24 protein-coding genes, 1 tRNA gene and 1 pseudogene are annotated in these 25,153 nt (G+C 63.0%); 10 read left to right on the top strand and 16 right to left on the bottom strand.

Annotated features, from left to right (window positions below):
- Positions 1–87: 87 nt before the first annotated feature.
- Positions 88–1,914 (top strand): translational GTPase TypA, encoded by a 1,827-nt coding sequence (gene typA / locus KJQ96_RS29175; RefSeq protein ID WP_213289817.1) that lies wholly within the window; start codon positions 88–90, stop codon positions 1,912–1,914.
- Between the two features lie 67 nt (positions 1,915–1,981).
- Here the strand turns inward: typA and KJQ96_RS29170 are convergent, their stop codons facing one another.
- Positions 1,982–3,880 carry a hypothetical protein gene (locus tag KJQ96_RS29170; protein ID WP_213289816.1) on the bottom strand — a complete coding sequence of 633 codons (1,899 nt, stop codon included), beginning with the start codon at positions 3,878–3,880 and terminating at the stop codon, positions 1,982–1,984.
- Positions 3,881–4,119: 239 nt separating this feature from the next.
- On the opposite strand from KJQ96_RS29170, the gene KJQ96_RS29165 reads away from it, so the two are divergent.
- On the top strand, positions 4,120–5,379 hold the full coding sequence (locus KJQ96_RS29165; RefSeq protein WP_213289815.1) for an NAD(P)/FAD-dependent oxidoreductase: 1,260 nt from the start codon (positions 4,120–4,122) through the stop codon (positions 5,377–5,379).
- A gap of 53 nt (positions 5,380–5,432) precedes the next feature.
- On the opposite strand, the gene KJQ96_RS29160 is transcribed toward KJQ96_RS29165, so the two are convergent.
- From KJQ96_RS29160 to KJQ96_RS29140, 5 genes and pseudogenes are all read right to left on the bottom strand, one after another.
- Complete coding sequence (locus KJQ96_RS29160; protein WP_213289814.1) at positions 5,433–5,840, bottom strand: thiol-disulfide oxidoreductase DCC family protein; 408 nt, start codon at positions 5,838–5,840, stop codon at positions 5,433–5,435.
- Positions 5,837–6,235 (bottom strand): annotated as a pseudogene (locus KJQ96_RS29155) (DoxX-like family protein); the annotation flags it as partial. The gene KJQ96_RS29160 and the pseudogene KJQ96_RS29155, both read right to left, overlap by 4 nt.
- Positions 6,120–6,383, bottom strand: a complete 264-nt coding sequence (locus KJQ96_RS29150; protein ID WP_249734671.1) for an NAD-dependent epimerase/dehydratase family protein — start codon at positions 6,381–6,383, stop codon at positions 6,120–6,122. The pseudogene KJQ96_RS29155 and the gene KJQ96_RS29150, both read right to left, overlap by 116 nt.
- Before the next feature lie 5 nt (positions 6,384–6,388).
- Positions 6,389–6,589: a DUF2269 family protein gene (locus KJQ96_RS42160; RefSeq protein ID WP_375293214.1), complete on the bottom strand. Its 201-nt coding sequence runs from the start codon at positions 6,587–6,589 to the stop codon at positions 6,389–6,391.
- A 22-nt stretch (positions 6,590–6,611) separates the two neighbouring features.
- Positions 6,612–7,511: a S9 family peptidase gene (locus tag KJQ96_RS29140; RefSeq protein WP_213289813.1), complete on the bottom strand. Its 900-nt coding sequence runs from the start codon at positions 7,509–7,511 to the stop codon at positions 6,612–6,614.
- 291 nt (positions 7,512–7,802) lie between these two features.
- On the opposite strand from KJQ96_RS29140, the gene KJQ96_RS29135 reads away from it, so the two are divergent.
- Together KJQ96_RS29135 and ppa are read left to right on the top strand one after the other, a co-directional pair.
- Positions 7,803–8,312, top strand: coding sequence for a GNAT family N-acetyltransferase (locus KJQ96_RS29135; protein ID WP_057842744.1), 510 nt, complete (start codon positions 7,803–7,805; stop codon positions 8,310–8,312).
- A 98-nt stretch (positions 8,313–8,410) separates the two neighbouring features.
- Positions 8,411–8,941, top strand: a complete 531-nt coding sequence (gene ppa / locus KJQ96_RS29130) for an inorganic diphosphatase (RefSeq protein ID WP_213289812.1) — start codon at positions 8,411–8,413, stop codon at positions 8,939–8,941.
- A gap of 255 nt (positions 8,942–9,196) precedes the next feature.
- Here the strand turns inward: ppa and folD are convergent, their stop codons facing one another.
- The 3 genes from folD to KJQ96_RS29115 form a co-directional block, all read right to left on the bottom strand.
- On the bottom strand, positions 9,197–10,081 hold the full coding sequence (gene folD, locus KJQ96_RS29125) for a bifunctional methylenetetrahydrofolate dehydrogenase/methenyltetrahydrofolate cyclohydrolase FolD (protein ID WP_213289811.1): 885 nt from the start codon (positions 10,079–10,081) through the stop codon (positions 9,197–9,199).
- Positions 10,082–10,164: 83 nt separating this feature from the next.
- Entirely contained in the window at positions 10,165–10,482 is a 318-nt protein-coding gene (locus KJQ96_RS29120) for a DUF167 domain-containing protein (RefSeq protein ID WP_213289810.1), read from the bottom strand.
- A gap of 30 nt (positions 10,483–10,512) precedes the next feature.
- Positions 10,513–10,803: a YggT family protein gene (locus KJQ96_RS29115; protein ID WP_057842713.1), complete on the bottom strand. Its 291-nt coding sequence runs from the start codon at positions 10,801–10,803 to the stop codon at positions 10,513–10,515.
- 184 nt (positions 10,804–10,987) lie between these two features.
- Here KJQ96_RS29115 and KJQ96_RS29110 point away from each other — a divergent pair.
- Positions 10,988–11,063: transfer RNA gene (locus tag KJQ96_RS29110), tRNA-Ala, on the top strand.
- A gap of 114 nt (positions 11,064–11,177) precedes the next feature.
- Here KJQ96_RS29110 and KJQ96_RS29105 read toward each other — a convergent pair.
- The 4 genes from KJQ96_RS29105 to KJQ96_RS29090 all read right to left on the bottom strand — a co-directional run bounded on the left by KJQ96_RS29105 (position 11,178) and on the right by KJQ96_RS29090 (position 14,582).
- A complete protein-coding gene (locus tag KJQ96_RS29105) occupies positions 11,178–11,990 on the bottom strand; it encodes an enoyl-CoA hydratase (RefSeq protein ID WP_213289809.1) in 813 nt (270 codons plus the stop codon).
- Positions 11,991–12,103: 113 nt separating this feature from the next.
- Entirely contained in the window at positions 12,104–12,904 is an 801-nt protein-coding gene (locus KJQ96_RS29100) for a glutamine amidotransferase (protein WP_213289808.1), read from the bottom strand.
- A 168-nt stretch (positions 12,905–13,072) separates the two neighbouring features.
- Positions 13,073–13,852: an SDR family oxidoreductase gene (locus KJQ96_RS29095; protein WP_213289807.1), complete on the bottom strand. Its 780-nt coding sequence runs from the start codon at positions 13,850–13,852 to the stop codon at positions 13,073–13,075.
- Between the two features lie 226 nt (positions 13,853–14,078).
- Positions 14,079–14,582 (bottom strand): TerB family tellurite resistance protein, encoded by a 504-nt coding sequence (locus KJQ96_RS29090; protein ID WP_213289806.1) that lies wholly within the window; start codon positions 14,580–14,582, stop codon positions 14,079–14,081.
- 380 nt (positions 14,583–14,962) lie between these two features.
- On the opposite strand from KJQ96_RS29090, the gene KJQ96_RS29085 reads away from it, so the two are divergent.
- Positions 14,963–15,439, top strand: a complete 477-nt coding sequence (locus KJQ96_RS29085; RefSeq protein WP_213289805.1) for a hypothetical protein — start codon at positions 14,963–14,965, stop codon at positions 15,437–15,439.
- Positions 15,440–15,445: 6 nt separating this feature from the next.
- Here KJQ96_RS29085 and KJQ96_RS29080 read toward each other — a convergent pair whose 3' ends face one another.
- The 3 genes from KJQ96_RS29080 to KJQ96_RS29070 all read right to left on the bottom strand — a co-directional run bounded on the left by KJQ96_RS29080 (position 15,446) and on the right by KJQ96_RS29070 (position 19,873).
- Complete coding sequence (locus KJQ96_RS29080; protein ID WP_213289804.1) at positions 15,446–16,855, bottom strand: adenylate/guanylate cyclase domain-containing protein; 1,410 nt, start codon at positions 16,853–16,855, stop codon at positions 15,446–15,448.
- A 103-nt stretch (positions 16,856–16,958) separates the two neighbouring features.
- Positions 16,959–18,341, bottom strand: coding sequence for a cytochrome P450 (locus tag KJQ96_RS29075; RefSeq protein WP_213289803.1), 1,383 nt, complete (start codon positions 18,339–18,341; stop codon positions 16,959–16,961).
- 164 nt (positions 18,342–18,505) lie between these two features.
- The gene (locus KJQ96_RS29070; protein ID WP_213289802.1) at positions 18,506–19,873 is read right to left on the bottom strand and encodes a hydrolase; all 1,368 of its coding nucleotides are present in this window, start codon (positions 19,871–19,873) and stop codon (positions 18,506–18,508) included.
- A 149-nt stretch (positions 19,874–20,022) separates the two neighbouring features.
- On the opposite strand from KJQ96_RS29070, the gene KJQ96_RS29065 reads away from it, so the two are divergent.
- The 4 genes from KJQ96_RS29065 (at position 20,023) to KJQ96_RS29050 (ending at position 25,144) form a co-directional block, all read left to right on the top strand.
- Positions 20,023–21,714 (top strand): MFS transporter, encoded by a 1,692-nt coding sequence (locus KJQ96_RS29065; RefSeq protein WP_213289801.1) that lies wholly within the window; start codon positions 20,023–20,025, stop codon positions 21,712–21,714.
- A 244-nt stretch (positions 21,715–21,958) separates the two neighbouring features.
- Positions 21,959–23,080 (top strand): TRAP transporter substrate-binding protein, encoded by a 1,122-nt coding sequence (locus KJQ96_RS29060; RefSeq protein ID WP_213289800.1) that lies wholly within the window; start codon positions 21,959–21,961, stop codon positions 23,078–23,080.
- Between the two features lie 112 nt (positions 23,081–23,192).
- A complete protein-coding gene (locus KJQ96_RS29055) occupies positions 23,193–23,798 on the top strand; it encodes a TRAP transporter small permease subunit (protein WP_213289799.1) in 606 nt (201 codons plus the stop codon).
- Positions 23,795–25,144, top strand: coding sequence for a TRAP transporter large permease subunit (locus KJQ96_RS29050; RefSeq protein WP_213289798.1), 1,350 nt, complete (start codon positions 23,795–23,797; stop codon positions 25,142–25,144). Before KJQ96_RS29055 ends, KJQ96_RS29050 begins: the two co-directional genes overlap by 4 nt.
- Positions 25,145–25,153 lie beyond the last annotated feature (9 nt).

Here is a 25,153-nt window from a genome sequence, read left to right as displayed (position 1 = left end):
CATCCCAGGTTTGAGCGCGATCCGGAAAAGTGGGTCCCGGTTTTCCGGTGAGATCGCGCCTCCACATGCACGACCAGAAGAAGAGCCATGAACCTTCGTAACGTCGCCATCATCGCCCACGTCGACCACGGCAAGACCACCCTCGTCGACCGTCTGCTGCAGCAATCCGGCACCTATCGCGAGAACCAGAAGGTCACCGAGCGTGCGATGGACTCCAACGATCTGGAGCGCGAGCGCGGCATCACCATTCTGGCCAAGGCCGCCTCGGTGCAGTGGAAGGACACCCGCATCAACATCGTCGACACCCCCGGCCACGCCGATTTCGGCGGCGAGGTCGAGCGCATCCTGAACATGGTGGATGGCGCGCTGGTGCTGGTCGACGCCGCCGAAGGCCCGCTGCCGCAGACCAAGTTCGTGGTCTCCAAGGCGCTCAAGGTCGGTCTGAAGCCGATCGTCGTGATCAACAAGGTCGACCGTCCCGATGCGCGTCCGACCGAAGTCATCAACGAGGTATTCGACCTGTTCGCGGCGCTGGACGCCAGCGAGGAGCAGCTCGATTTCCCGATTCTTTACGGATCGGCCAAACAGGGCTGGATGGCCGACAGCCCGGACGGCTCGCAGGATGCCGGCATGCAGCCGTTGTTCGATCTGATCGTGCGCCACGTCGCGCCGCCGCGCGTCGAGCAGGGCCCGTTCCGGATGATCGGCACCATTCTGGAAGCCAACCCCTATCTCGGCCGCATCATCACCGGCCGCATCACCTCAGGCGCCATCAAGCCGAACCAGCAGGTGAAGGTGCTGGGCGCTGACGGCAAGACGATCGAACAAGGGCGTATCACAAAGATCCTCGCCTTCCGCGGCATCGAGCGCACCCCGCTCGATGAAGCCGAGGCCGGCGACATCGTCGCGATTGCGGGCCTGACCAAGGGCACCGTCGCCGACACCTTCTGCGATCCTTCCGTCGAGACGCCGCTGGTGGCGCAGCCGATCGATCCGCCGACGGTGTCGATGTCGTTCATCGTCAATAACTCGCCGCTCGCCGGCACCGAAGGCGACAAGGTGACTTCGCGCATGATCCGCGACCGCCTGTTGCGAGAGGCCGAAGGCAACGTCGCGCTGCGCGTGGTCGAGGCCGCCGACAAGGATTCCATGGAAGTATCGGGCCGCGGCGAATTGCAGCTCGCGATCCTGATCGAGACCATGCGCCGCGAGGGTTTTGAGCTTTCGGTGTCGCGTCCGCGCGTCGTGCTGCAGAAGGACGAAGCCACCGGCCAGTGGCAGGAGCCGATCGAGGAAGTCGTGATCGACGTCGACGAGGAGCATTCCGGCGTCGTCGTGCAGAAGATGAGCGAGCGCAAGGCCGAGATGATCGAGATGCGCCCCTCCGGCGGCAATCGCCTGCGGCTGGTGTTCTACGCGCCGACCCGCGGCCTGATCGGCTACCAGGGCGAACTGCTCACCGATACCCGCGGCACCGCGATCATGAACCGCCTGTTCCACGGCTATGCGCCCTACAAGGGCGACATCCAGGGCCGCCGCAACGGCGTGCTGATCTCCAACGACCAGGGCGAAGCGGTGGCTTACGCGATGTTCAAGCTGGAAGACCGCGGCCCGATGATGATCGAGCCCGGCTGGAAGGTCTATAAGGGCATGATCGTCGGCGAGCACACCCGTGACAACGATCTCGAGATCAACGTGCTCAAGGGCAAGCAGCTCACCAATATCCGCACAACGTCAAAGGACGAGGCGGTGCGCCTGACGCCTCCGATCAAGATGACCCTGGAAAAGGCGCTGGCCTATATCGAGGACGACGAGCTGGTCGAAGTGACGCCGAAGTCGATCCGCCTGCGCAAGAAGTTCCTCGATGCCAACGACCGCAAGCGCGCGGAAAAGGCCAAGGAAGCGGTGGCGTAAGGCCAGTCTCGTGCCCCGGACGCAGCGCGGCCCCATAGCGGTGCGCTGCTGAGCCGGGGCCCAAGCTCTACTCCCCCTCGTGCTTGGTCGGATCGTCACCGTCGTCAACCAGATCGATAGCGTCGTTTTTGTCGATCAGATCGACGGCCTTGCGCAGCGCAACGATGTGCGGGGCGCTGTAGGTGTCGGGCTTGCGTTCGACGTCCCAGTAGGCGGTATGGGTGAAGAAGTCGGCGCCGCCTGCCGCCTTGGTCGCTACTTCAAGATCGACGATGTGGTAGCCGAAAATCGGCGATAGCGCGCCGCCTATGGCGTCTCCCCAGAAAAGCTGAAACCGCGGGAAATAGATGTTGGTCCATCGGGTCAAGCCGAACAGGGCGCCGTTATGAATCCGCCTATTCCCCGTATTTGGGTCCCGGAACGTTAGCAAACCGTCTGCATCGAGCCGTTTTGGCGGGCAGGTCGGAAATTCTCTTTCTTCAACACGACGTTTGAAGTCTTTCTTGAGCCCGGCGTCGGCCGCTTTGGACGACGCATCGGCCTTGTCCTGGCCCGTCGCGGCGTCGGTCTTGTTCTTGTCCTCACACATCAGGAAGTAGGCGTGGGTCAGCGCGCTTCCCAACGTGACGTAATCCGTAACCAGCCAGCTCTTGGGCCGCTGTCCATTGGGCGATTGCACGGCCGCGGCGGCGGCGATGTTTGCGATCGCCGCTCGCGCCTTCGTCCGCAACGCCTTCTTGTCTGCGATAGACGCGGTCTTGTCGTCTGGCTGCCATGGCGCGCCGTCGATGTCGGCGAACTCCTGCCCAAGCTGATCGGCCGGCGGCAGCTCGCTGCAAATCCGGCTGAAATAGGCGCGCAGCATGTCGTAGGCGACCACGGTTCCGAGGCTGTGCGCGACCACGACGATCCGGTCGTATTGACCGCTGGTGTGAAGACGCTCGAGCGTGTCCACGGCATCCTTCCGGATCGCCCGGCGCACCGCGACATTTGCGGGCGAATTGCGGAAATAGCGTGCCGCATCGCCGAGATAGGGCTGCAGGAATGCGGCATTGACGACCAGATAGAGGCCAATCACGGCCGCGGCCGTGGCAACGGCCCACGGCGAGTTCAGCCCCCACACCCACCCCTTGATCACGGTCGAAATGAAGGCCGTCTCCGAATTCCAATACCGGTCGGCAGCGACAAACCAGCCGAACAGGAACAGCGAAATGAACAAAGCCCAGCAGAAGGCGCGCAGCCCCTGCAGCCCCATGACCAGCCCAGTTGCGATGAACGCGATCAGCGTAGGCAGCGCAATCAGCGTCACCAGTTCGGCGCCATCAGGAATTCCGGGACTGCCGGGGAAATGCCACGCGACCTCGAAGTAGCCGAAGGCCAGCAGGCCTCCGCCCGCCAATAGAACTGCAAACAAGATGATGAGCCGTAACGCCAGCCACCGGCACGCCACGGCAAAACCAACAAATATACTGGCGACGAGCAGCAGAAACGGCGCCACCAGCATAATCTGCGCGCTGTTTCCCGAAAACAGCAGGACGCCCCGCAGCACCAGCACTGCGAAAGAGAGATTCATCAGGCACAGGAAAATGGCCGCGGCCCACCAGAGTCCGTTCATGCCGAGCTTCATGATCGGACCCTTCCGGCAAAGCTCGTAGAGCCAGAGCAGCACTGCAACCGCCCTGGTTTCACTCATCAGATGAGCCCAATACAGTTCGTGGAAGTCGACGCTGCGATTATCTTTCGAGTCCGGCACACTGTTGGTCGTCATGACGGACAGATCGATATCTGCGCCATCCTTTTGCGGATGCGTCCATACCCGCTTGTCCTTGTCGGCCGGGTTGTTGCGATCGAGCCAGATGCCGCGTATCACCCCACGCATTGTCTCCAGGGCGCGCTGGCTGCCGATGCCGTGAACGACGAGAACGGCGGTTCGCTTGCGTCTCGTAGCCGGATCCAACGCAGCCATGGCTCAAATCCATATCTGAAATGAGACAAGTGAATATTTTATTCAACACAACTACAGAACGAGGCGCAAGAGAACTCGTCGTTTCCACAGCATTTCCACAGTGTCGCCTCAACTGCCCGCCGCGACCGACGTCCGCTTGCGGATCAATTTCGCGGACGCGCCCGGATTGCCGGCCCCGGCATCGCCCCTTGTCGACGGCCGGCTTCTAGCCTCTGCGCGAACGTGCTACAGCCTTGCGCATGACGTCCCTCCCCTCCTCAGTCGATGTCGCCATCATCGGCGCCGGCGCCGCCGGGCTTGGCGCGGCGAACGCACTGAAAAATTCCGGCCTCTCCGTCATCGTTCTGGAAGCGCGTGACCGGGTCGGCGGCCGCGCGCACACCATCATGGCCTCGTCTGACGTCACCTTCGACGTCGGCTGCGGCTGGCTGCATTCGGCAGATGAGAACTCTTTTGTCAAAATTGCCGAACGGCTCGGTTTCGAGATCAACAGGTCACTGCCGCCATGGCGCGAGCGCGCTCACGGCAAGGCGTTTCCGCAAGCAGAGCGCGACGACTTTATGCACGCGCTCAATGCGTTCTACGACCGCGCCGAAGTAGCAGCGGCGGAAGCCGCGAAGAGTGGCCGCGACTGCGCCGCAAGCCTTTATCTGGAGCCTGGCAATCGCTGGAACCCGATGATCGATGCGATCTCGACTTACGTCAACGGCTGCGAGCTCGACCAGGTCTCCATCCTCGACATGGACGCCTATGAGGATACCGACATCAACTGGCGCGTCCGCCGCGGCTATGGCGCGCTGATAGCGGCCTATGGCGCCACGTGTCCGCTTGCGCTCAACTGCGCGGTGACGCTGATCGATCATTCCACCAAGCGCGTCCGCATCGAGACGTCGCGCGGCACGCTGACGGCCGACAAGGTGATCATCACGGTGCCGACCAGCCTGATCGCCGATGAGACGATCCGCTTTCAGCCGCCGTTGCCGCAAAAGGTCGATGCCGCGCGCGGCCTGCCGCTCGGCCTCGCCGACAAGGTGACGCTGGCAGTGGATGAGCCCGAGGCGCTGCCCGTAGAGGGCAATCTGCGCGCCGCCACCATGCGTACCGAAATGGGCACCTATCACATCCGTCCATTCGGCCAACCCTGCATCGAAGGCTTTTTCGGCGGCCGCTTTGCGCAGTCGCTGGAGGACGCCGGCCCCGGCGCGCTGGCCGCAGCAAGCATCGACGAGATCGTCTCGATCCTCGGCAACGATTTTCGCCGCAAGCTGAAGCCGCTCGCGGAATCACGCTGGGCGCACGATTCTTTCGCCCGCGGCTCCTATTCACACGCGCTGCCGGGACATGCGGGAGATCGCGAGGTCCTCGCCGCGCCCGTCGATGGCCGGCTGTTCTTTGCAGGCGAAGCAACCTCGCCGGAGTTCTTCTCGACCGCGCATGGCGCAAGGGACAGCGGTGAGCGGGCGGCGAAGGAAGTGTTGGCTGCGACGACAAAGCGCTGATGTCTGCGCCGTCATTGCGCAGAGCCAACGGATCGCAATGACGGCGGAGCGACCTACTCCATCACCCTCGCCCGCATTTCCGCGTCCGGAACGAAGCACTCGTCATACTTCCCGAAAATCCGGTAGCGATTTTTCGCGACAAGACTGTACACCGCGTCGCGCAGCGGCTTCGGTACGGCAAACAGCGCGCGCGTCCAGCGCCAGCCCGGCAGCATGCCGAGTACTGTCAAAGCGGCGTCCGATTTGAGATACGCGACGCCTCCATGCACCACCGCATTGGTGTCGGGATCGTTCGGATCGATACCAAACGCTTGCGCCAGCCGTGTGCCATAGGGCGACTGGATCGCGGTGAAACGAAACCTCCGCTCGACGTCGCGTTTCGCGACGAAGCGGACCCAGCGCGAGCAGAAGACGCAGACGCCGTCATAGAGGATCACGTCATCATCGGGCCATCGACTCATCGGTTATCCAATGTCAGCAGCGCCACCAGCATCAGCACGACCGCGGGTCCCGTCTTCACCAGCGCGCCGAGCGGCTCGATCCAAAGGTCCGGCGTCAGGATTGCGGCGCCGACCATATAGCCGAGCGCGGCAATGATACCCGCCACCAGGCCAAATGCCGAGGTGCGGCGGAACGCGATCAGCACGCCGATGGTCATATCCATCAGGCTGGTACCCACCGTGATGGGCGCGACGAGCGCCGGCGGAAAGCCGTGGCTGCGCAGGATTCCGGCCGCCGCGTCATAGGAAATCACCAGCGCAATGAAGCCGGAGACGACCCAGAACAGCACGAGACTTGCGATCATCAGCGCCTTGATCGGGAACAGCCGGGCGAACCATTTGTCCTGGATGGTCGAGATCGAGCGCGCCGTTCTTCTGCGAAGCGGATAATCTTCGGGCGACGCCGACCACGCGAAATCCTCTCCCGCGCAGATCGTCGGTCACGAAGCGGCCGATCAGGCCGGAGGCGCCGAGCACGAGAATTTTTCGAATGTCGGCGTTCATGCTGCCTAGAACGGTTTGGCGATCATCGACCGAGCCAAACCCCGGAATCCCAAACAGAAACCAGCGGTGGAAAAGTGTGAAGTAGCGCGACGGCAACTCCCGGTTTTGCTCCGCCGCTTGCGCGCAAGATCGCGCATTTCAATCTGCATAAAGACGATCGGCACCCAGAACAGCCCCGTCACCGCATAGAGCCCGAGCGAGATCATCAGCCAGCGTTCGCTCCATGCGTCATCGCTTGACGGCCGGGGTACGGGACCGCGCCCTCAAGGCACGATCGAGTTCAGGTCCGGCAAGATTTACACCGCCGCCGGTTTCCACCAGCCAGTGGCCTTCACGGCCATGGGCCGGCAGCACGCAAAAATCGGCTTTGCCGCCGGCGGCACGAAACGCATCGGCTAGTTGACGCGAGAATGCGGGCGAGAAGTAGCTGTCATTGGCAGCCACCAGCCAGGTCACCCTCACGCGTGCGGCCTTGCCGAATTCGCCCGCGGCAGCCATAAACGTGTCCGGCGCGCAGACGCTGTTGGAAGAATCATCGGCATGCCCGCCGCGCCCCGGCGCGAACGCGATGATGGCCGCAACGTTCTTCGGATCTTCGCCGGCCAGCGCCAGTGCACCCCAGGCACCGGCCGAATGACCGATCACGACTATGCCCTCGGCGCGGATGAAGGGCTGCTTGCGTATGAAGCCGGTGGCGGCGGCGATGGCATCTGCCACAACGCGGCCAGACTTGGCGTAATCAGCCTCGTCGCAGCCGCCCTGATCCTCCAGGTATTTTCCGCCCGTCGCGCCGTGACCCGGACGTTCAGGAACCAGCACGGCAAAACCGCGCGCCACGAGCCATCCGGCGAGCGCGCGGTATTCGGGTTGCGGCATCTGCGCCCGCCGCAACACATTCTGGGTCGAGGCGTGCGCAATCACGGCAAGTGGAAACGGCCCCTTGCCAGGCGGCCTGAACAGCACCGCATGCGCGGCAGTTGCAGAATCGGGAGAAGGCACCAGCCATTGCTGCAGCCGGTGAGGCTCGCCTTCCGGGCCTTGCGCGCCAAGGCTGGACTGCGCGGCGGCGACCTTCACACCGAGCGCGGCAACGAGGACCAGCGCAGGAAGCATGTTCAGGGGATGCATGAATTGGCCTGGTGCAGCCGAGGGAGGGGCGTATTGCGAAATCACCAACAGAATACCGCCGGCGAATCAAATCCTGCGCATTTTTCCGTGAACAGAATTCACCGAGCAGTTTGGTTGGATGATTTTAATAACGATTTCGCCGCCTTTTGCCTCGGCGAAACACCTGATGAGACAGCCACCTTGTCCTCTTTCGGTACAGAAGAACACGAAACTGATGCAGAAAATCCACAGGTTAACCGATAATTAACGATGGACCTTGAAGCCGGCCCGCCGACTTGCTTTGATCAGGATATGAGCACAACCCTGATCGAGGTTCGACCGGCCAAGGCTGCGGATGCAGCCGCGGTGGCGTCTACCCATGATGAAGCCTGGCGCTCGGCCTATCAGGGCATCATTCCCGGCGCCGAGCTCGAAAAACTCATTAACCGTCGCGGCCCGCAATGGTGGGACAGCGCAATCCGCAAGGGCAGCCGCGTCAGCGTGCTGGTGTTCGGCGACAAGGTCGCGGGCTACGCCAATTACGGCCGCAACCGCGCCCGCAGCCTGCACTTCGAAGGCGAGATCTACGAGCTTTATCTGCGACCGGAATTCCAGGGCCTCGGCTTCGGCCGCCGCCTGTTCACCGCCGCGCGACGCGATCTGATGCAGAGCGGGCTGAAGAGCATGGTGATCTGGGCGCTGTCGGACAACGATCCGGCGACGGAATTCTACCGCGCGCTCGGCGGTCGCATGGTGGCCCGCTCCTCGGAGAAGTTCGGGGCCAAATCGCTCGATAAAGTCGCTTTCGCCTGGACCAACTGAAGCTATTTCAGGCTTTTCCCTGCTCGGCTGCGGGTCTAAAGGGACCGTGACGTGCGCCTGATTTCTGGCGCGCCCTTTAACGCCAAGCGGAGCCCCTTATGCGCATTGACGCCATCCCGATCGGAGTAAATCCGCCACACGACGTCAATGTCATCATCGAGGTGCCGGTTGGCGGCGAGCCGATCAAGTATGAGATGGACAAGGAAGCCGGCACGCTGGTGGTCGATCGCTTCCTCTATACGGCGATGCGCTATCCCGGCAATTACGGCTTCATCCCGCACACGCTGTCCGGCGACGGCGACCCCTGCGACGTACTGATTGCCAATACGCGCGCCATCGTGCCGGGCGCCGTGATGAGCGTGCGGCCGGTCGGCGTCTTGCTGATGGAAGACGAGGCCGGCGGCGACGAGAAGATCATCGCCGTGCCGTCCTCAAAACTCACCCAGCGCTACGACAAGGTCCGGAACTACAACGACCTGCCCGACATCACGCTGCAGCAGATCCAGCACTTCTTCGAGCACTACAAGGATCTCGAAAAAGGCAAGTGGGTGAAGGTGCTGCGCTGGTGCGGCGCCGAGGACGCCTATCGCCTGATCCTGGAAGGCATCGAGCGCGCCAAGAAGAAGTAGCGCCGCGCTTCGTGTCCGGGACGCGGTGCAGCGTGTAACGCTGCGCCGCAGAGCGGGACCCATTTACGCCTATGCGCTGCCTCATCGGGAACGCGGCGCGCTAAGCGGCTATTTCCGCCGTCATTGCGAGCCACCCGGTCGGCACAAAGCGCCGCCGGATGACAGACTCCGCGAAGCAATCCATAGCTCCGCAAGCGGAGGAATGGATTGCTTCGTCGCTTGCGCTCCTCGCAATGACGAGGAGAGAGCGTCGCGTCATACCGCTGGCTTGGGCAGCCCGTGAATCGCACAGGCCGCACGTAGCGTATTCACCAACAGGCACGCCACCGTCATCTGGCCGACGCCGCCCGGCACCGGCGTAATCGCACCGGCGACTTCGGCCACTTCCTTGAACGCGACATCGCCGACCAGCCGCGTCTTCCCCTCAGCGCTGGGCAACCGATTGATGCCGACGTCGATCACGGTGGCGCCCGGCTTGATCCAGTCGGCGCGCACCATCTCGGGCTTGCCGACCGCGGCATAGACCAGATCGGCGCGCGCGCAGAGTTGCGGCAGGTCCTTTGAGCGCGAATGCGCGATCGTCACCGTCGCATTTTCATTCAGCAGCAATTGCACCAGCGGGCGGCCAACCAGGTTGGAGCGGCCGATGACGATCGCGTTCATGCCTTCCAGCGAGGCATGCACGCTCTTGGTCAGGATGATGCAACCGAGCGGCGTACACGGCGACAGCGCAGCAAAGCCGCCGGCCAGCCGGCCGGCATTGTTGGGATGCAGCCCGTCGACATCCTTGGCGGGATCGATCGCGTTGATGATGGTTTCGGTGTGAAGCGATTTCGGCAGCGGCAATTGCACGAGAATGCCGTGCACGGCGGGATCGCGGTTGAGCTTTGCGATCAGCGCCAGGAGATCGGCCTGCGCGACGTCAGCGGGCAGTTTGTGCTCGAACGAGGCCATGCCGGCGGCCTGGGTCTGGGTGTGCTTGCTGCGGACATAGACCTCGCTGGCGGGGTCGTTGCCGACCAGCACCACCGCAAGGCCCGGAGTGACCCGATGCTCGCCTTTGACCCGCGCGACCTCTTCCGCGACACGGGCGCGAAGGTCCGCCGCAATGACCTTTCCGTCGATAATGCGTGCCGTCATCTCAATCCTTCGTCTTCGTTTTGACGCATGATCCTTTCGGAAAACCGGTTCCCACTTTGCGCTTCTGCGACCCCGGGTCCCGATCATGCTTTGGCGGCGGCTACCTTTCGCAGCGTTTCGCCGAGAATTTTGGGATCGCCATCAACGGCGACCTGCTTGATGCGCGAGGTCATGCCCGACAGGATCTTCACCCTCGCCTTCGGGACGCCGAGCACCTTTGCCAGCAGTTCCGTGACCGCACGGTTGGCCTCGCCGCCGTCGGCGATGGCGCGGACGCGAACCTTCACAACCGAGCGGCCGTTGGCTAGCGTTTCAATGCCATCGATGTCGTCGCGGCCGCCGCGTGGCGTCACCCGCAGCGCGACACTGATGCCGTCGGTGCAGTAGCGCCAGGGATCCATCGGGCATCCGTCAGCTATCAGTGCCCGCGGTCAGATGACGTTGGGATAGACGTAGTAGAGGATTACCCGCTGGATGAGCATGATGACCAGGATCAGGATGATCGGCGAGATGTCGAGCCCACCCAAATTGGGCATGAACCGGCGGATCGGCGCCAGCGCCGGCTCGGTAATTCGGTACAGGAATTCCGCCACCGCCGCGACGAACCCGTTGCGCGTGTTCACGACATTGAAGGCGATCAGCCAGGACAGGATGGCCGCGGCGATCAGAAGCCAGACGTATAGGTCAAGGACAATGATGACGATGTCGAGGATAGCGCGCATGGGAGGGGGAGCTCGCGAGGAGGGATAAACAGCTAGATATCGGTTCATCCTCTCGCAAACAAGGGAAGTTCCCGGCAAAATCACGCCAAAATCGGTACTTTCACCGTTCTTGACTTGGCCTTGGGCCGGACTGTAAATGGCGCCGATTGTCGGCTGCTTCGGACGATGTCGAGGCGGTCGCGACGGGGCCATAGCTCAGCTGGGAGAGCGCGTCGTTCGCAATGACGAGGTCGGCGGTTCGATCCCGCCTGGCTCCACCACGCTTCGCCCTTCGGGCTACGCGTGGCGCAGCCACGCAAGAGCCTGAAGGGCGAGGCGTGGTGCCCGGCGTAGCCCGCAGGGCGAGACGGGCCGGTAGACCCGACCCCTCCCCCTCACTTCCCCGTAAACCGCGGCGGTCGCTTCTCCACAAAGCTCGCTACCCCCTCCCGGAAATCGCTCCCCTTCAGCGCGATCTGCATTTCGCGGTTGGCATCGATGGTGGCTTCGGCGAGCGTCTGGAACGGCACATCATAGAGCTGACGCTTGATTACCGAAATCGCGCTGGGCGAGACGAAATCGGCGAGATCGCGCGCATAGGCATACGTCTGCTCGCGCAACTGGTCCGGCGGATAGATCCGGTTGACCAGCCCGATGCGCAACGCTTCCTCGCTTGAGACCCGCCGTGCCGACATCAGCAAATCCAGCGCATTGGGCTGGCCGACGATGCGCGGCAGCATCCAGCTAATGCCGTGCTCGGCGATCAGCCCGCGGCGCGCAAACGAGGTGGTGAAGACGGTATTGTCGGCGGCGAAGCGCAGATCGCAATAGAGCGCGTGGACCAGGCCGATGCCGGCGGTTGCGCCGTTGAGCATGCCGATCACGGGCTTTGGGATCGCCGGATAATAGGCGTAGCGCGTCTGCCAGTCCGCCCGGCGGTTCATGTCGAAGGGCGGGATGTGCTCGCCGCGCCTGATCTCGCTGGGGTCGATGGCCTGCAACGCCTCCATGTCCGCACCTGCGCAGAAGGCGCGGCCGGCGCCGGTGAGCACGATGACGCGGACATCGTCATCGGCGCTGGCCGCCTCCATTGCGTGGCGCACGTCGCGCTCCATGGTCGCGGTCCACGCGTTCATGCGGTCTGGACGATTGAGCGTGATGGTCGCGATCTTATCGCTCACCTCGTAGAGAATATGCTGATAGGTCACCGCGGGTCTCCCTGTCGTTCTTGTCATTGCCGTGCGGGCTCAGGGGCGCGACACTATCACATCGGAAGCTTTTGAAAGACGTTCGGACGCGCGGATGAAATTCCGCGTGGCGGCTATTCGGCCGCTTCCAGCAGAGCCGCGTGCGGCGCGCGCACGATCCAGCCTGCAATGAAATTCTTCAGCCACGCCCGCTCGACGACGTCGTGCACGGCGCGGCCTTCGAAGTGAAGGTGACGCGGCTGCGCGCCTGGCGAATCCATCCGCACGCATCCGCGCGTGGTCCAGCGATGCATCATGGCGTAGGTAACGTCGGGATGAAACTGAAAGCCGAACGCGTGGCCGTGCCGAAACGCCTGCACCGGAAAGTCGTCGCCTTCGGCAAGCAGTTCGGCGCCGTCGGGCAGTTGGAATCCTTCGCCGTGCCAATGGTAGACGCGCTCCGGCCAGTCCGAACAGAGCGCGTGCCCGGCAGCGGTTGGGCGGATCGGATAGTAACCGACCTCGACCCTGCCTTCATGATGCGGCGCGACCGGCGCGCCCAGTTGTTTGGCAAGCATCTGCGCGCCCAGGCAGATGCCGAGAAACGGCCGCCGCTCGCGCAAGGGAATTTCGATCCAGTCAATCTCGCGGCGGACATACTCGTCGGAGTCGTTGGCGCTCATCGGGCCGCCGAAGATGACCGCGCCGGCATGCTGGGCCAGCGTTTCAGGCAACGGGTCGCCGAACCGCGGACGCCTGATATCGAGGGGATAGCCGAGCGCGCGCAGCGCGTTGCCAACCCGGCCGGGCGTCGAGCTTTCCTGGTGGAGCACGATCAGAACCGGTGACACGGATGCGGGGTCAGGCGCAGCCAGCGCCCCTCTGCCCGGAAAGGGCACGATGTTGTCGCCATTCTTGCTCGACCGGAACGACATCGACGTTGCTCAGGGTGCCTCGAATCGAAACCATACCTAAGTGAGTGTTAATTTCGGGTGAGTTCACGCACACATGCAAAAATGTAAGCAAACCGCGGGCCAGATGCGGTCAGCGCGCCCGACCCGCGGTGCGAACGGGCAACAACGCCGGAAAATCCCTGGGTTTCTTCAGCGCTGGCGGAGCTGGAAGCGGCCGATCGCCCCGAGGACAAAGGAGCGCGGAGCCAGCCGGAGCAGGAACGGCACAATCTTGATGCCGAGGCCCGGCAACACTGCCCGTTTGTTCGCCATGAGGCCGCTGTAGGCCTGCTGCGCGACATCGGCCGACGACATGTTGAGCATCGACGAATCGTAGCCGGGTCTGAACCCAGCGCGTGCCTGAAATTCCGAAGGCACGGGCCCCGGACACAGCACCGTCACGCGCACGCCATGTGGCGCCAGTTCTGCGCGCATGGCTTCGGTGAACGACAGCACATAGGCCTTGGACGCGTAATAGACCGCCATTCCCGGCCCCGGCAGAAAACCGGCGATCGAGCCGACGTTGAGAAGGCCGCCGCGATTACGGATCAGGTGATCGGAAAATCGCAGTGACAGGTCGGTCAGCGCGCGGATGTTGACGGCGATTATCTCGAGCTGGTTGCACCGATCGCGCTGGACGGCTCTGCCAAACACGCCAAATCCGGCATTGTTGACGAGGTATTCAACCTCCACACCGGAGTCGGTCAAGGCCTCGGCAATCCTGTCGCCGCAGTCGGGTTGCGCAAGGTCGCAGGGGATGACGATCGGTGCTGTGCCGCCGGCCGCCTTGATTTCGGTCGCCAACGCTTCCAGGCGATCAGCGCGCCGCGCCACCAGCGCCACGCGGTGACCCTTCGATGCAAAAACGCGCGCCAGCTCGGTGCCTATGCCCGCCGATGCACCGGTAATCAGCGTCACACGCTCGGTCACGGTTGAATGCTCTTAAATCAAATCAGGGTTATGCTGCAGCACGGGAACGAGAGCATAGGCGCGCGGTGTGGCGCAAGCCATCCCCCAAATATGGCGCCGTGCCGGCCTGCGTGCTCCATGCGCTGAAGTCCCTATGTTTTCAGGCTTATCGCGCGCTGCCGCAGCCGGTTGCGGCGCACATCAAAGTTTCGTCATCTGCAATGATGCGTGGCTGCGCCGCTCATTGTCACATTGCGGCGTCTTCGGCCTTCGGCGCACCTGCGGACGAGACCGGCTGCCGCTCGGCCACCCGATGCTTGAGGTCGATCCGGTCGCGTGAGGAAATGCCGAGCAGGTCAGCCGCGCGCCAGACGACGTTATCCTCGAACTCGCTGACCTGACCATCCGCGTATACCAGTTCCCACATCATCTCGATGATGCGAAGCCGTCCCTCCTCGTTCACCGAACGCATGATGACGCTGGTGAAACGATAGAGATCGACCGCATCGCCTTCGGCCCGCGTCGCCGACGCGATCAAATGATCCGCCGTCCCGGGATCGAGCTTGAAGCGGCTTTCGATCAAACTGTGCAATTTGCGCTTCTCGATCACGCTCGGCTCGCCGTCGAGCGAGACGACATGGACCAGTAGTGCAGTCGCCGCGAGAAGATACCCGGTATCGTCGAACGCGAAATCCGGATCCGCGTTGGGGGCAACGATGTCGGCAATGAATTGGCGCAGTCCGTCGAGCATTAATCTACCTGCAAATTCGAAGAAGCTGTTGAGCGGATATGGGTCGAAGATCTGGCCTTCGCAATCCGCGCGATGGGTGGCTGGCAAGGCACGCAGATTAAATCGGCGTCACGTTTGGTGTGACGAAAACATCTGCGCGAAATCTGGGCAGTGCCCGATGCCGCCGCGGCGAACGGCACATCTTCGTTTTCTGCTGGCTCGGCCCGAGTTCAAAGCATGTAACCTTGCCGCTTCGTTAAGACACGTCCTATCGGCCAATGGCCGACTGCGCGATTCGCCGCAGGCAGTCGGTCGATATCCAATTGCAAATCATTCGCATTTGCACTAAGGGAAAGAACTCATTGTTTCAGCAAGCTATTTTCAAGAAAGGGGAAACGAGCATGGCCTCCTTGCGCTTCGCACTTGGTGCTGCCGTCGTGTTGGGAATCGCATCCGGAGCAGCGCTTGCGGCAGGTGACCTGTCGCGACAGACGCCGATCGAGGTGACGGTCGATCTCGGCTCGCCCGGCAAACACGAATTCGCGCCGAAGCAACTCAAGTTCGAAACCGGCAAGCTCTACAAGCTGATCCTGCGCAATTCGAGCAACGATCCGCACTACTTCACCTCGCACGCGTTCTCGCAGATGGTGTTCACGCGCAAGGCGCAGGTGACGCAGCAGCAGAACGGCAAGACCGTTACCCTCGCCGAATTCAAGGGCGCGATCCGCGAGATCGAGGTCTATCCGGGACAATCCGCCGAATGGTGGCTGGTGCCGATCGCGGCCGGCCGCGTCAACGACCTGCGCTGCGACATCAAGACCAGCGACGGCAAGACCCACGCCGAACTCGGCATGACCGGCGAGATCGTGATCGAGTAGCGCTGTCTAAGGTATCTCGTACACCATAACCTTGTCGGCGATGCCGCGCAGCGCCGCTTCCTTCTGGATCGGCCGGATCGCCTGCTTCGCCAGGATCGTGGCGACTGCGGGCGATTCGATCACAGGTCCGGTGATGTGAATTTCCTGCGAGGTCGACAGGTGCTGCACCCGTGAGGCGATGTTGACGGTCTGGCCGAAATAGTCCTGCCGCTCGTTCAGCATGACCGCCAGGCACGGGCCTTCGTGGATGCCGATCTTGATGATCAGGTCCTCCCGGCCGCGCTCGGCATTCAGGACTGCCATTGCCGCCCGCATGCGCAGGCCCGCGACGATCGCATGTTCCGGCCTGATGAAGGTCGCCATCACGGCATCGCCGATCGTCTTCACGACCGCGCCCTTCTCCGAGGCGATGATTTCAAGCAGCGCGTGGAAATGCGCCCGCACCAGGTCGAAGGCGGCGAGATCGCCGACCCGCTCATAGAGCGCGGTGGATCCCTTGAGGTCCGTGAACAGGAAGGTCAGCGAGGTGATCTTGAGGCGCTGATCGACGTTGAGGTTATCCGCCTTGAAGACGTCGCGAAAAGTCTGGTTGGACAGCATCCGCTTGGCTGTCAGGATCGGCTTGCGTTTGCCGAGCAGCTCATGGAGCGTGTCGTTGGCGACCCAGACCGCGGGCAGCACCCGGTGGTCGGTCTGGTTTTCGAGCGACAGCCGTAGCGGTCCCGGGCGCATCACCGTCGAGCCCGTAGGCGCGTGCAGCTTGTTGAAGACGATCGAAAACTGTTGCCGCTCGCGGGTCGGTTCGCCCTGGACATCAAAGAAATGCGCCGAATGCGTCACCGGCTCGAACACGATCACGAACTGATTGGGCAGCTGCAGCGACAGCTCCGCTTTTTCGCCCGCCGGCAACTCGATGGCTTCGAGCGAGACTTCATCGATGAGCCGCTTGATCGATTCCTCGCTCAGGTCCATCCCCGAGCTCCAGAACATCTGGCGGTTATATTCCCAGATCGGCAGCGTGTTGGGATCGTGTGCCGCAATGCGCCTGACGCGCGGGCTGACCGTGAAAGCGACATCGACGCGATCGTCGACCGATGCCTCGTAACCTTGGGCGCATAGCGCGCAATTGTAGTCGTCGTGGCGCAGCGATTTCAGGGTGTTGTGCGCGCCGAGCACGCCACCGCAGCCGGGGCACAGCACATTCCAGGTGAGATCGAACAGTCCGAGCCGCGCCGAATGCAGGAAAGCCGAGATGACCTTTTCCTCGTCGAGCCCGTAACGCGCAGCGAAATCCAACAGGTTGATGCGGTTGAGCTCGCGGTCTTCGCCCTTGGCGATCAATTGCGTGATGGCGTCGACCACCGCGGGATCGGCGGTCTGCTTCAAGACTGCGAACTGGGCCTGGGTATCGCTCATGGTGATAACCTAGATGACGCTCCCGAGGAGGCTGTGCAAGGTGTGCTTCGTTCTCTGACGCATTTTCTTCGCACCGTCCGGCAATCGGCCGATCAAAAAAAGACTACCGAGGCGTGATGGCAAACATCGGCGAATGGTCGGGCTGTGTCGTCACCACGCCGACCGGCATCACCGGATCCTTGTCGACCAGCGTGACGCGAAACGCGCCGATCATCTTCGCCAGCGCCAGCGTCGCCTCGACCAGCGCGAAATGGGCGCCGATGCAAACGCGAACGCCGACGCCGAACGGCAGATAGGCGAAGCGGTCGGGCGGCGTTCCCGTCATGAAGCGGGACGGGATAAACGCGCTCGGATCGCGCCACAGTTTTTCGTGCCGGTGCAACAGCCACGGCGCGATCAGGATGATGTCCTTCTTCTTGACCGGCAGGCCCGCGATCGTATCCGGCCCGATCGCCGCGCGTGCGATCAGGAACGCCGGCGGATAGAGCCGCATGGTCTCGTCGATCACTGCGCGGGTGAATTTCAACCGCTCGATATCGAACGCGCCGTTGACGGGCGCGGTCTGTACTTCGCTCGCCACCCGCTCCTGCGTGGCAGGATCGAGCGCCAGGAGATAGAGCGCCCAGAACAGTGCGGTCGCTGTTGTCTCATGGCCGGCGAGAATCATGGTCGCGACTTGATCGCCGAGTTGTTCGTCGGAGAAGGCTTCGCCGGTTTCCGGATCGCGCGCGTCGCCCATCAGGTCGAACAGATCGCGCGCCGGCCCGCCCGCGGTTTTGCCGGCGGCGCGGCGCTCGGCTATCAGCATGCCGACGAAGGCGGTCCAGCGCTTGCGGAAGCGACCGCGCGCAATGTCCTGCGGGCTTGGCCAGCTCAACGGCAGCAGCAGATCCAGAAAATGCGGGCGCGCCAGCCGCTCGCCATATTCCATCACGAAATCGCGCAAGGCGGCGCCATGGCGATCCATCCCGAACGAGAACATGGTGCGGCCGGCGATCTCGAGCGCCATCCGCTGCATCGCCTCGCGCAGGTCGACGTGTCCATTGCTGGCTCTCAGCTTGGCGACCGTCTGGTCGGTCGCCGCCAGCATGTGCGGAATGAGCGGCATCACCGCGCGCGGCGTGAACGCCGGCGCCAACGTGCGGCGCTGATGCTTCCACGCGCGCCCTTCCGCAATCAAAAGGCCCTCGCCGAGGATCGGACGGAGCACCCGGATGCCGGCCGGCGTGCGCGTATAATTTTCGTAATTGTCGACCAGCACATGCTTGATCGCATCCGGCGCGTTGAGAATGAAGCTGTTGCGTCCAAGAAAGCGGCCCTGGATGATATCTTCCTCATAGGCGCGCTGCCCCCAGCTGCCGATCGGGCTAATGCGGATCGCCCTCAGCCGCCCGAATATTGTCATGTCGTCGGGCGCCCGCGGCGGGCTCGGAGGCACCAGCGGTGCGCGCGCAACCGTCATGTCGTAGGCTTCCGCTATGCTCATCGGCGCCACCCTCGTAGCCCGGATGATATCCGGGACCAACGCCCCCCGCATATCGCGGAGCCTGTCATCGGTCGCGCATCCCCGCGACCGTTGGCTCATGCGGGCTACGGCTCCAACTATGTATTCGATCCGGGCGCCACAAAGGCGCTCCTGTCAGGAAACAGCTAATAAGTCAGTTCGGCAACCGCAATCCGATTTTCGGAGCCCGGCCAGGCCCGCGCCACAATCCGCTCCGTATTGAATATGGTCACCACGGGCCTGCCGACCTCCTGTGCCGGAAGCCGCAAGGTCGTGATCGAATCGGTCGGCACGCCGGATTTCACGTCGCTTGGTTCCTTGCCGTCGATCAGCACCACGTCCCGCGGCAGGCCGAAATAGCCCCGCGGGCGCGACATCAGGACCACGGCGCCCGCGCCGGCATCGGCCGGCCCAAGCGGGCGCGCGGAACGCAGATGCACGATCTCGGAGGAGCGCGGAAACGGCGAGCGGTAGAAATGGGTGGTCGGCGAACCCGCTGACGTCAGCACGATTTCGAGAAACCAAGTAGCCTCGACCTGCGCCGGGCCCCAGCGGCCGTCGGCGCCGGTTTGCGAAGCATGGACCGGACCGCCGATCCGTTCGCCGGTCTCGGGAGAGACACGATAGATTTCGACCGTCGCGCCGGAGACCGGACGGTTGGTGACGACGCCGCCCGGCGTACCCGTCACGAGCCCGCTCAGTCTGACTTCCGCTTCCGGCGCGATCTCGATTCGGGACGGCTCGACGCCAGCGATGAATTTATAGATCTCGCGAAACGCGCGCGGATGAAAGGCGACCTCGCGATGATCGAGCGCGCCGAGCACCAGATTGGTCGCGCCCTTCAGCGCAGGACCATCTGATGTCACGCCGGTCGGCGTGCCCGGCTTGCCGACGAAGCGTCCGTCGGGTTGCGCATATTTGTCGTTGCCGTCGCTGCGCAAAGTGAGAAACGCCGTGCCCGGCGTCGCCTCGCTATCGCCCTCGTTCAAGCCGCGCAAAAAAGGGCCGCGGCCGTTAAACTCGTTATTGATACCGTCATCCCAATCATAGATTCCGTGATTGGGAACGCCGCACAGTACGGCGTGGCTCACGTCAGCTCCGCCGCCATTTCTGATGTAATTGCGGATCGAATAGCCGCCGCGCGAATTACCGACGAGGGCGATGCGCGCCGCGCCGGTGCGACGCTGCAATTCCTTGACGGCCTCGCCGAGCTCGCGGCGCTGGTCTTCGGTCGAGGAACGGTTCGATTGCTGCACCTTGTCATCGGTGCGCGCCAGAGGATCGGTAAAATTGATCGCCATCATTCGCTCGCGTGGCACGCCATTCGATTCCATTCGCCACAGCGTCGTGATCCAGAGTGCCGCATGGTCGCCATTGCCATGCACGAACAGGATCGGCGGAACGGCCGCCGGTGCGGTCTGCGCCCGCGCCTGCGGTCCGAGGAGCGGAAGACCGCCCGCCAGCAAAGGCAACACTCCGGCACCCCTGAGGATCAACCGCCGCGACAGCCGCATTCTGAAACCTTCCGTTGCTTTTCAATACCTTAGCTGTGCGATAGCACCGCCGATAGTACTGCTTCGACTGGACAGGCCGGGGCTTTCGCGGGCATCACTTTACATCCGAAGGGAATCAAGCCGGTGACAGAACGCCAACGGAACCGATCATGACCGACCAGCCGAAACGCTCGCGTCTTGCGACTGACGGGATCGCAGCGCCGTTGCGGCACGCAGTGTTCCGGCGCATCTGGCTCGCCAGCCTCGTTTCCAACCTGGGGATTTTGATCCAGGGCGTCGGCGCGGCCTGGGCGATGACGCAGATGACTTCTTCAGCCGACAAGGTCGCGCTGGTGCAGACTGCGCTGATGCTGCCGATCATGCTGATCTCGATGCCCGCCGGCGCCATCGCCGATATGCACGACCGCCGCATCGTCGCGCTGGTCTCGCTCGGCATCGCGTTTGTCGGCGCAACCGCGCTCACCGTGCTGGCGTGGCTCGGCCTCGTTACGCCGAATATCCTCCTGGCGCTGTGCTTCGTCGTCGGCAGCGGCATGGCACTGTTCGGGCCGGCCTGGCAGGCCTCGGTGACCGAGCAGGTGCCGGCGGAGACGCTGCCGGCGGCGGTCGCACTCAACGGCATCAGCTACAACATTGCGCGCAGCTTCGGTCCGGCGATCGGCGGCATCGTGGTCGCCACATCAGGCGCCGTGACCGCGTTTGCCGTCAATGCGGTGCTGTATCTGCCGCTGATGGTGGTGATGTTTCTGTGGAATCGCGCCAACGAGCCGTCGCGCCTGCCGCGCGAACGGCTCAACCGCGCGATGGTCTCCGGCGTGCGCTACATCACCAATTCGCCGTCGATCAAGATCGTGCTGACGCGCACGCTGGTCACCGGCATCATTGGCGGTTCGGTCTCGGCGCTGATGCCGCTGGTCGCCCGCGATCTCCTGCATGGCGGCGCGCAAACCTACGGCATTATGCTCGGGGCCTTCGGCATGGGCGCGGTGTTCGGCGCACTGAATATCGGCGAGGTGCGGCGGCGCATGAGCGGCGAGGCCGCGGTACGCGCCTGCGCGATATCGATGGCCGGTGCGATCGCGGCGGTCGCCCTGAGCACCAACGCGGTCCTGACGGCGATTGCGCTCGTGCTCGCTGGTGCGGTGTGGATGCTGGCGGTCGCCCTGTTCAATATCGGCGTGCAGCTTTCAGCGCCGCGCTGGGTTGCGGGCCGCTCGCTGGCGGCTTTCCAGGCGTCGATCGCCGGCGGCATTGCGGTCGGAAGCTGGGGCTGGGGATACCTCACCGACCTCGCCGGCGTGGAGATCGCGCTATTGGTCTCGGCTGGCCTGATGCTGATCTCGCCCCTGCTCGGCATCTGGCTGCGCATGCCGCCGGTGGGCGCGCGCAACGAGGATGCCACCGAACTGCTTGCCGATCCCGAGGTGCGGCTGTCGCTCACGGGGCGCAGCGGACCGCTGGTGGTCGAGATCGAATATCGCGTCGCGCAGGACAACGCGCGCGCGTTTCACAATGTGATGCAGGAAGTGCAGCTCAGCCGGCAGCGTAACGGCGCCTATGGCTGGTCGATCGCGCGCGACATCGGCGACCCCGAATTATGGACCGAGCGCTACCATTGCCCGACCTGGCTCGACTATCTGCGCCAGCGTAACCGTGCGACGCAGTCGGAGCGCGCCCTGCACCAGCGCGCGATCGACTTTCACCTCGGGCCGGAGCCGATCCGTGTCCGCCGCATGCTGGAGCGGCCGTTCGGCTCGGTCCGCTGGAAGGAAGATACCCCTGACCGCGCCGCCAACGAGGTCTTGCCGGTGGTCGCGACTGCAGCCGGCAGCAGCACCTGATCCATCGATAAGGACGACGCGCCACCAATTTCCTGCGACTAAAGTGCAAGACGCCGGTGCGCCGCCGAACGCGAACAGGTCCTGCTTCGCGCCTGCGAGATAGCAACGTTACCCTGCCAATTGAGCGATTCATAAGGAGCCCGCGCACTTCCCGCTTGCCAAAATGCCGCGCAAGCCTTTGACTTGTCGCTGAGACAAACAAGCCTGCGGCGACAGCGGGCGACATCTCAACCGGGAGGAACTCATGAGCAAGCGTAGCGATACAAAAACGACGCGGCGCCGTTTCCTGACGGCCGCGGCCGCCGGCGGTGCGGCGATTGCGATGCCACAAGTCAGCCGGGCGCAGACGGCGACCCTGAGGATGCAGGGCTCGTGGGGCAAGGCCGACGTCTTTAATGAGATGGCCGAAGACTATGTGAAGCGCGTCAACGAGATGGCGGGCGGCCGGTTGCGCATCGACTATCTGGTGGGCGGCTCAGTCGTGCACCCGTTCCAGGTATTCGACGGCGTGCATGGCGGCCAGATCGACGCGGCCCATACGGTGACAGTCTACTGGTACGGCAAGCACAAGGCAGCATCGCTGTTCGGCACCGGGCCGGTGTTCGGCTTCAATGCCAACGAGGGCCTCGGCTGGATTCACAACGGCGGTGGCAAGGAGCTGTTCGAAGAACTCCAGACCCAGATCATGAAGGTCAACATCAAGAGCTTCTTTGCGATGCCGATGCCGACCCAGCCGCTCGGCTGGTTCAAGAAGCCGATCAATAGCGACGCCGACCTGAAGGGACTCAAGTACCGCACCGTGGGTCTCGCCGCCGACTTGTTCCAGGTGATGGGCGCCTCTGTCGCGCAGCTTCCGGGCGGTGAAATCGTGCCGGCCATGGAGCGCGGCGTGATCGACGGATTCGAGTTCAACAATCCGACATCGGACAGGCGCTTCGGCGCGCAGGACGTCGCCAAGAACTACATGTTGGGCAGCCACCATCAGGCGACGGAATACTTCGAGATCATGTTCAACCGCACGAAGTATAATGCGCTGCCGGCCGAGCATAAGGCGATCCTGCAGTACGCTGCAGAGGCGGTTTCCTCCGCCAATGAATGGAAGGGGATGGACTATTACTCCAAGGATCTCCAGGAACTGATCAACAAGGACAAGGTCAACGTTCAGCGGACGCCGAAGTCCGTGTTCGATGCGCAGATCAAGGCATGGGATGGCTTGATCGCCCAGCTCGGGTCGGATCCATTCATGAAGAAGGTGATGGACTCGCAGAAGGCATGGGTGCGCCGCGTGGTTTACTACAACATGACCAACGCAACGGATTACCGTGGCGCCTTCGAGCATCACTTCCCGGGCGTGCTCAAGGTCTGACGAGTTCGCAGCGCTGATCGGCGGTACGAATAATGGGCGGCGCGGTTGACGCGCCGCTCAGCCAGCAACTGGGGGACATCCGGATGTGCGATTTACCGCGAGTTCAACTCGCATGAGAAAGTTTCTGTTTTTCATCGATGAACTCAGCACCTGGGTCGGCAAGGCGTTCGCCTGGCTGATCCTCGTCCTCACGCTCGGTGTCAGCTACGAGGTGTTCATGCGCTACGTGTTGCGTGCGCCGACCACCTGGGCATTCGACATCAGCTACATTACCTATGGCGCGATGTTCCTGATGGCCGGGGCGTATACGCTCTCGCGCAACGGCCATGTGCGCGCCGACGTAGTCTACCGGCTGTGGTCGCCGCGCACCCAGGCGACGATGGACCTCGTTCTCTACATTCTGTTCTTCCTGCCGGCGATTGCGGCCTTGATGTATTCGGGCTGGAATTATGCCGACATGTCGGTGCGCTTCCGCGAAGTCAGCATCTTCAGTCCAGCTGGCGTGCCGGTGTTTCCGCTCAAGGCGTTGATCCCGATCACGGGCCTGCTTCTGCTCCTGCAAGGCTTCGCTGAAATCATCCGCTGCGTGCTGTGCATCCGCACCGGCCAATGGCCACAACGCCTGCACGACGTCGAGGAAACCGAGAGCCTGATCATCCGCGAGCATCAGCAGCACCAGGCCGCGGTGGAGCCGAGTGAGAAGGGAGCCGGCGCATGACCGACCCTCAACTCGGCATGCTGATGCTGGGGCTTTTCATCTTCATCATCATGCTCGGCTTCCCGATCGCCTTCACGCTGATGGCGATGGGTGTCTCGTTCGGCTACTATGCCTACTACACTCCCGGTCAGGAGTTCTTCCAGAACCGCATCTTCACGCTGCTGGTGCAGAAGACGTTCGAGGTCACATCCAGCGACGTGCTGGTCGCGGTGCCGCTGTTCCTCTTCATGGGCTACCTGATCGAGCGCGCCAACATTCTCGACCGCCTGTTCTACTCCCTGCAACTGTCGATGAAGAACGTGCCCGGCGCGCTCGCGGTGGCCACGCTCATCACTTGCGCGATGTTCGCGACCGCCACCGGCATCGTCGGCGCCGTTGTCACGCTGATGGGGCTGCTGGCTTTGCCCGCCATGCTGCGGGCCGGCTACGACACCAAGCTGTCGGCAGGCGTGGTCTGCGCCGGCGGCTGCCTCGGCATCCTGATTCCACCGAGCATTCTCCTGATCGTCTATGCGGCCACCGCCGGAGTTTCGGCGGTCAAGCTTTATGCGGCGGCGTTCTTTCCAGGATTCCTGCTGGCCGGGCTCTACGTCCTCTATGCGATCGCGCGCGCGATCATCAATCCCGCGCTCGCACCGAAGCTGCCGCCCGAGCAGACCAATGTGCCGATCTCCACGGTAATCTGGGCTCTCGCCACGTCATTCCTGCCGCTGGCGCTGCTCATCGTTGCGGTGCTTGGCGCGATCCTGTTTGGCTTGGCGACGCCGTCCGAGGCGGCCGCGGTAGGTGCCCTCATGAGCATCGTTCTGGCGGCCGCCTATCGTTCGCTCAATTACACCATGATGAAGGAATCGGTATATCTGACGGTGCGTGCCACTGCGATGGTCTGCTATTTGTTCATCGGGTCGTGGACGTTTTCCGCGGTGTTTGCGGTCCTTGGCGGACAAACCGTGGTCGAGCAGTTCTTCGCCTCGATGAATCTGTCGCCGATCCAGTTTCTGCTATTGACCCAGATCATCATCTTCCTGCTCGGCTGGCCGCTCGAGTGGACCGAGATCATCATCATCTTCGTGCCGATCTTCCTGCCGCTGCTTCCCAACTACGGCATCGATCCGATCTTCTTTGGCATCCTGGTTGCACTCAACACGCAAACAGCTTTCAATACGCCACCCGTCGCGATGGCCGCCTTCTATCTGAAGGGCGTGGCGCCGCCGCAGGTGAAGCTCACCGACATCTTCTCCGGTGCGCTTCCCTTTGTCGGTCTGGTCTTCTTGACCATGGCGCTGGTCTACATCTTCCCGGCGATTGCGTTGTGGTTGCCCAGCTATCTCTATGGATCGCGGTGAGCCGGCCCG

This window comes from Bradyrhizobium sp. sGM-13, from assembly GCF_018398875.1.
Taxonomy (GTDB): domain Bacteria; phylum Pseudomonadota; class Alphaproteobacteria; order Rhizobiales; family Xanthobacteraceae; genus Bradyrhizobium.
Note: the sequence above shows the minus strand (reverse complement) of the source record. Positions and strands in the feature narration are given on the sequence as shown.

Bases quoted from the DNA above. Each gene is read 5' to 3' on its own strand.
- typA (WP_213289817.1), top strand. From the start codon at position 88: ATGAACCTTCGTAACGTCGCCATCATCGCCCACGTCGACCACGGCAAG.
- KJQ96_RS29170 (WP_213289816.1), bottom strand. From the start codon at position 3,880: ATGGCTGCGTTGGATCCGGCTACGAGACGCAAGCGAACCGCCGTTCTC.
- KJQ96_RS29165 (WP_213289815.1), top strand. From the start codon at position 4,120: ATGACGTCCCTCCCCTCCTCAGTCGATGTCGCCATCATCGGCGCCGGC.
- KJQ96_RS29160 (WP_213289814.1), bottom strand. From the start codon at position 5,840: ATGAGTCGATGGCCCGATGATGACGTGATCCTCTATGACGGCGTCTGC.
- KJQ96_RS29150 (WP_249734671.1), bottom strand. From the start codon at position 6,383: ATGAACGCCGACATTCGAAAAATTCTCGTGCTCGGCGCCTCCGGCCTG.
- KJQ96_RS42160 (WP_375293214.1), bottom strand. From the start codon at position 6,589: ATGATCTCGCTCGGGCTCTATGCGGTGACGGGGCTGTTCTGGGTGCCG.
- KJQ96_RS29140 (WP_213289813.1), bottom strand. From the start codon at position 7,511: ATGCATCCCCTGAACATGCTTCCTGCGCTGGTCCTCGTTGCCGCGCTC.
- KJQ96_RS29135 (WP_057842744.1), top strand. From the start codon at position 7,803: ATGAGCACAACCCTGATCGAGGTTCGACCGGCCAAGGCTGCGGATGCA.
- ppa (WP_213289812.1), top strand. From the start codon at position 8,411: ATGCGCATTGACGCCATCCCGATCGGAGTAAATCCGCCACACGACGTC.
- folD (WP_213289811.1), bottom strand. From the start codon at position 10,081: ATGACGGCACGCATTATCGACGGAAAGGTCATTGCGGCGGACCTTCGC.
- KJQ96_RS29120 (WP_213289810.1), bottom strand. From the start codon at position 10,482: ATGGATCCCTGGCGCTACTGCACCGACGGCATCAGTGTCGCGCTGCGG.
- KJQ96_RS29115 (WP_057842713.1), bottom strand. From the start codon at position 10,803: ATGCGCGCTATCCTCGACATCGTCATCATTGTCCTTGACCTATACGTC.
- KJQ96_RS29100 (WP_213289808.1), bottom strand. From the start codon at position 12,904: ATGTCGTTCCGGTCGAGCAAGAATGGCGACAACATCGTGCCCTTTCCG.
- KJQ96_RS29090 (WP_213289806.1), bottom strand. From the start codon at position 14,582: ATGCTCGACGGACTGCGCCAATTCATTGCCGACATCGTTGCCCCCAAC.
- KJQ96_RS29085 (WP_213289805.1), top strand. From the start codon at position 14,963: ATGGCCTCCTTGCGCTTCGCACTTGGTGCTGCCGTCGTGTTGGGAATC.
- KJQ96_RS29080 (WP_213289804.1), bottom strand. From the start codon at position 16,855: ATGAGCGATACCCAGGCCCAGTTCGCAGTCTTGAAGCAGACCGCCGAT.
- KJQ96_RS29075 (WP_213289803.1), bottom strand. From the start codon at position 18,341: ATGAGCATAGCGGAAGCCTACGACATGACGGTTGCGCGCGCACCGCTG.
- KJQ96_RS29070 (WP_213289802.1), bottom strand. From the start codon at position 19,873: ATGCGGCTGTCGCGGCGGTTGATCCTCAGGGGTGCCGGAGTGTTGCCT.
- KJQ96_RS29065 (WP_213289801.1), top strand. From the start codon at position 20,023: ATGACCGACCAGCCGAAACGCTCGCGTCTTGCGACTGACGGGATCGCA.
- KJQ96_RS29060 (WP_213289800.1), top strand. From the start codon at position 21,959: ATGAGCAAGCGTAGCGATACAAAAACGACGCGGCGCCGTTTCCTGACG.
- KJQ96_RS29055 (WP_213289799.1), top strand. From the start codon at position 23,193: ATGAGAAAGTTTCTGTTTTTCATCGATGAACTCAGCACCTGGGTCGGC.
- KJQ96_RS29050 (WP_213289798.1), top strand. From the start codon at position 23,795: ATGACCGACCCTCAACTCGGCATGCTGATGCTGGGGCTTTTCATCTTC.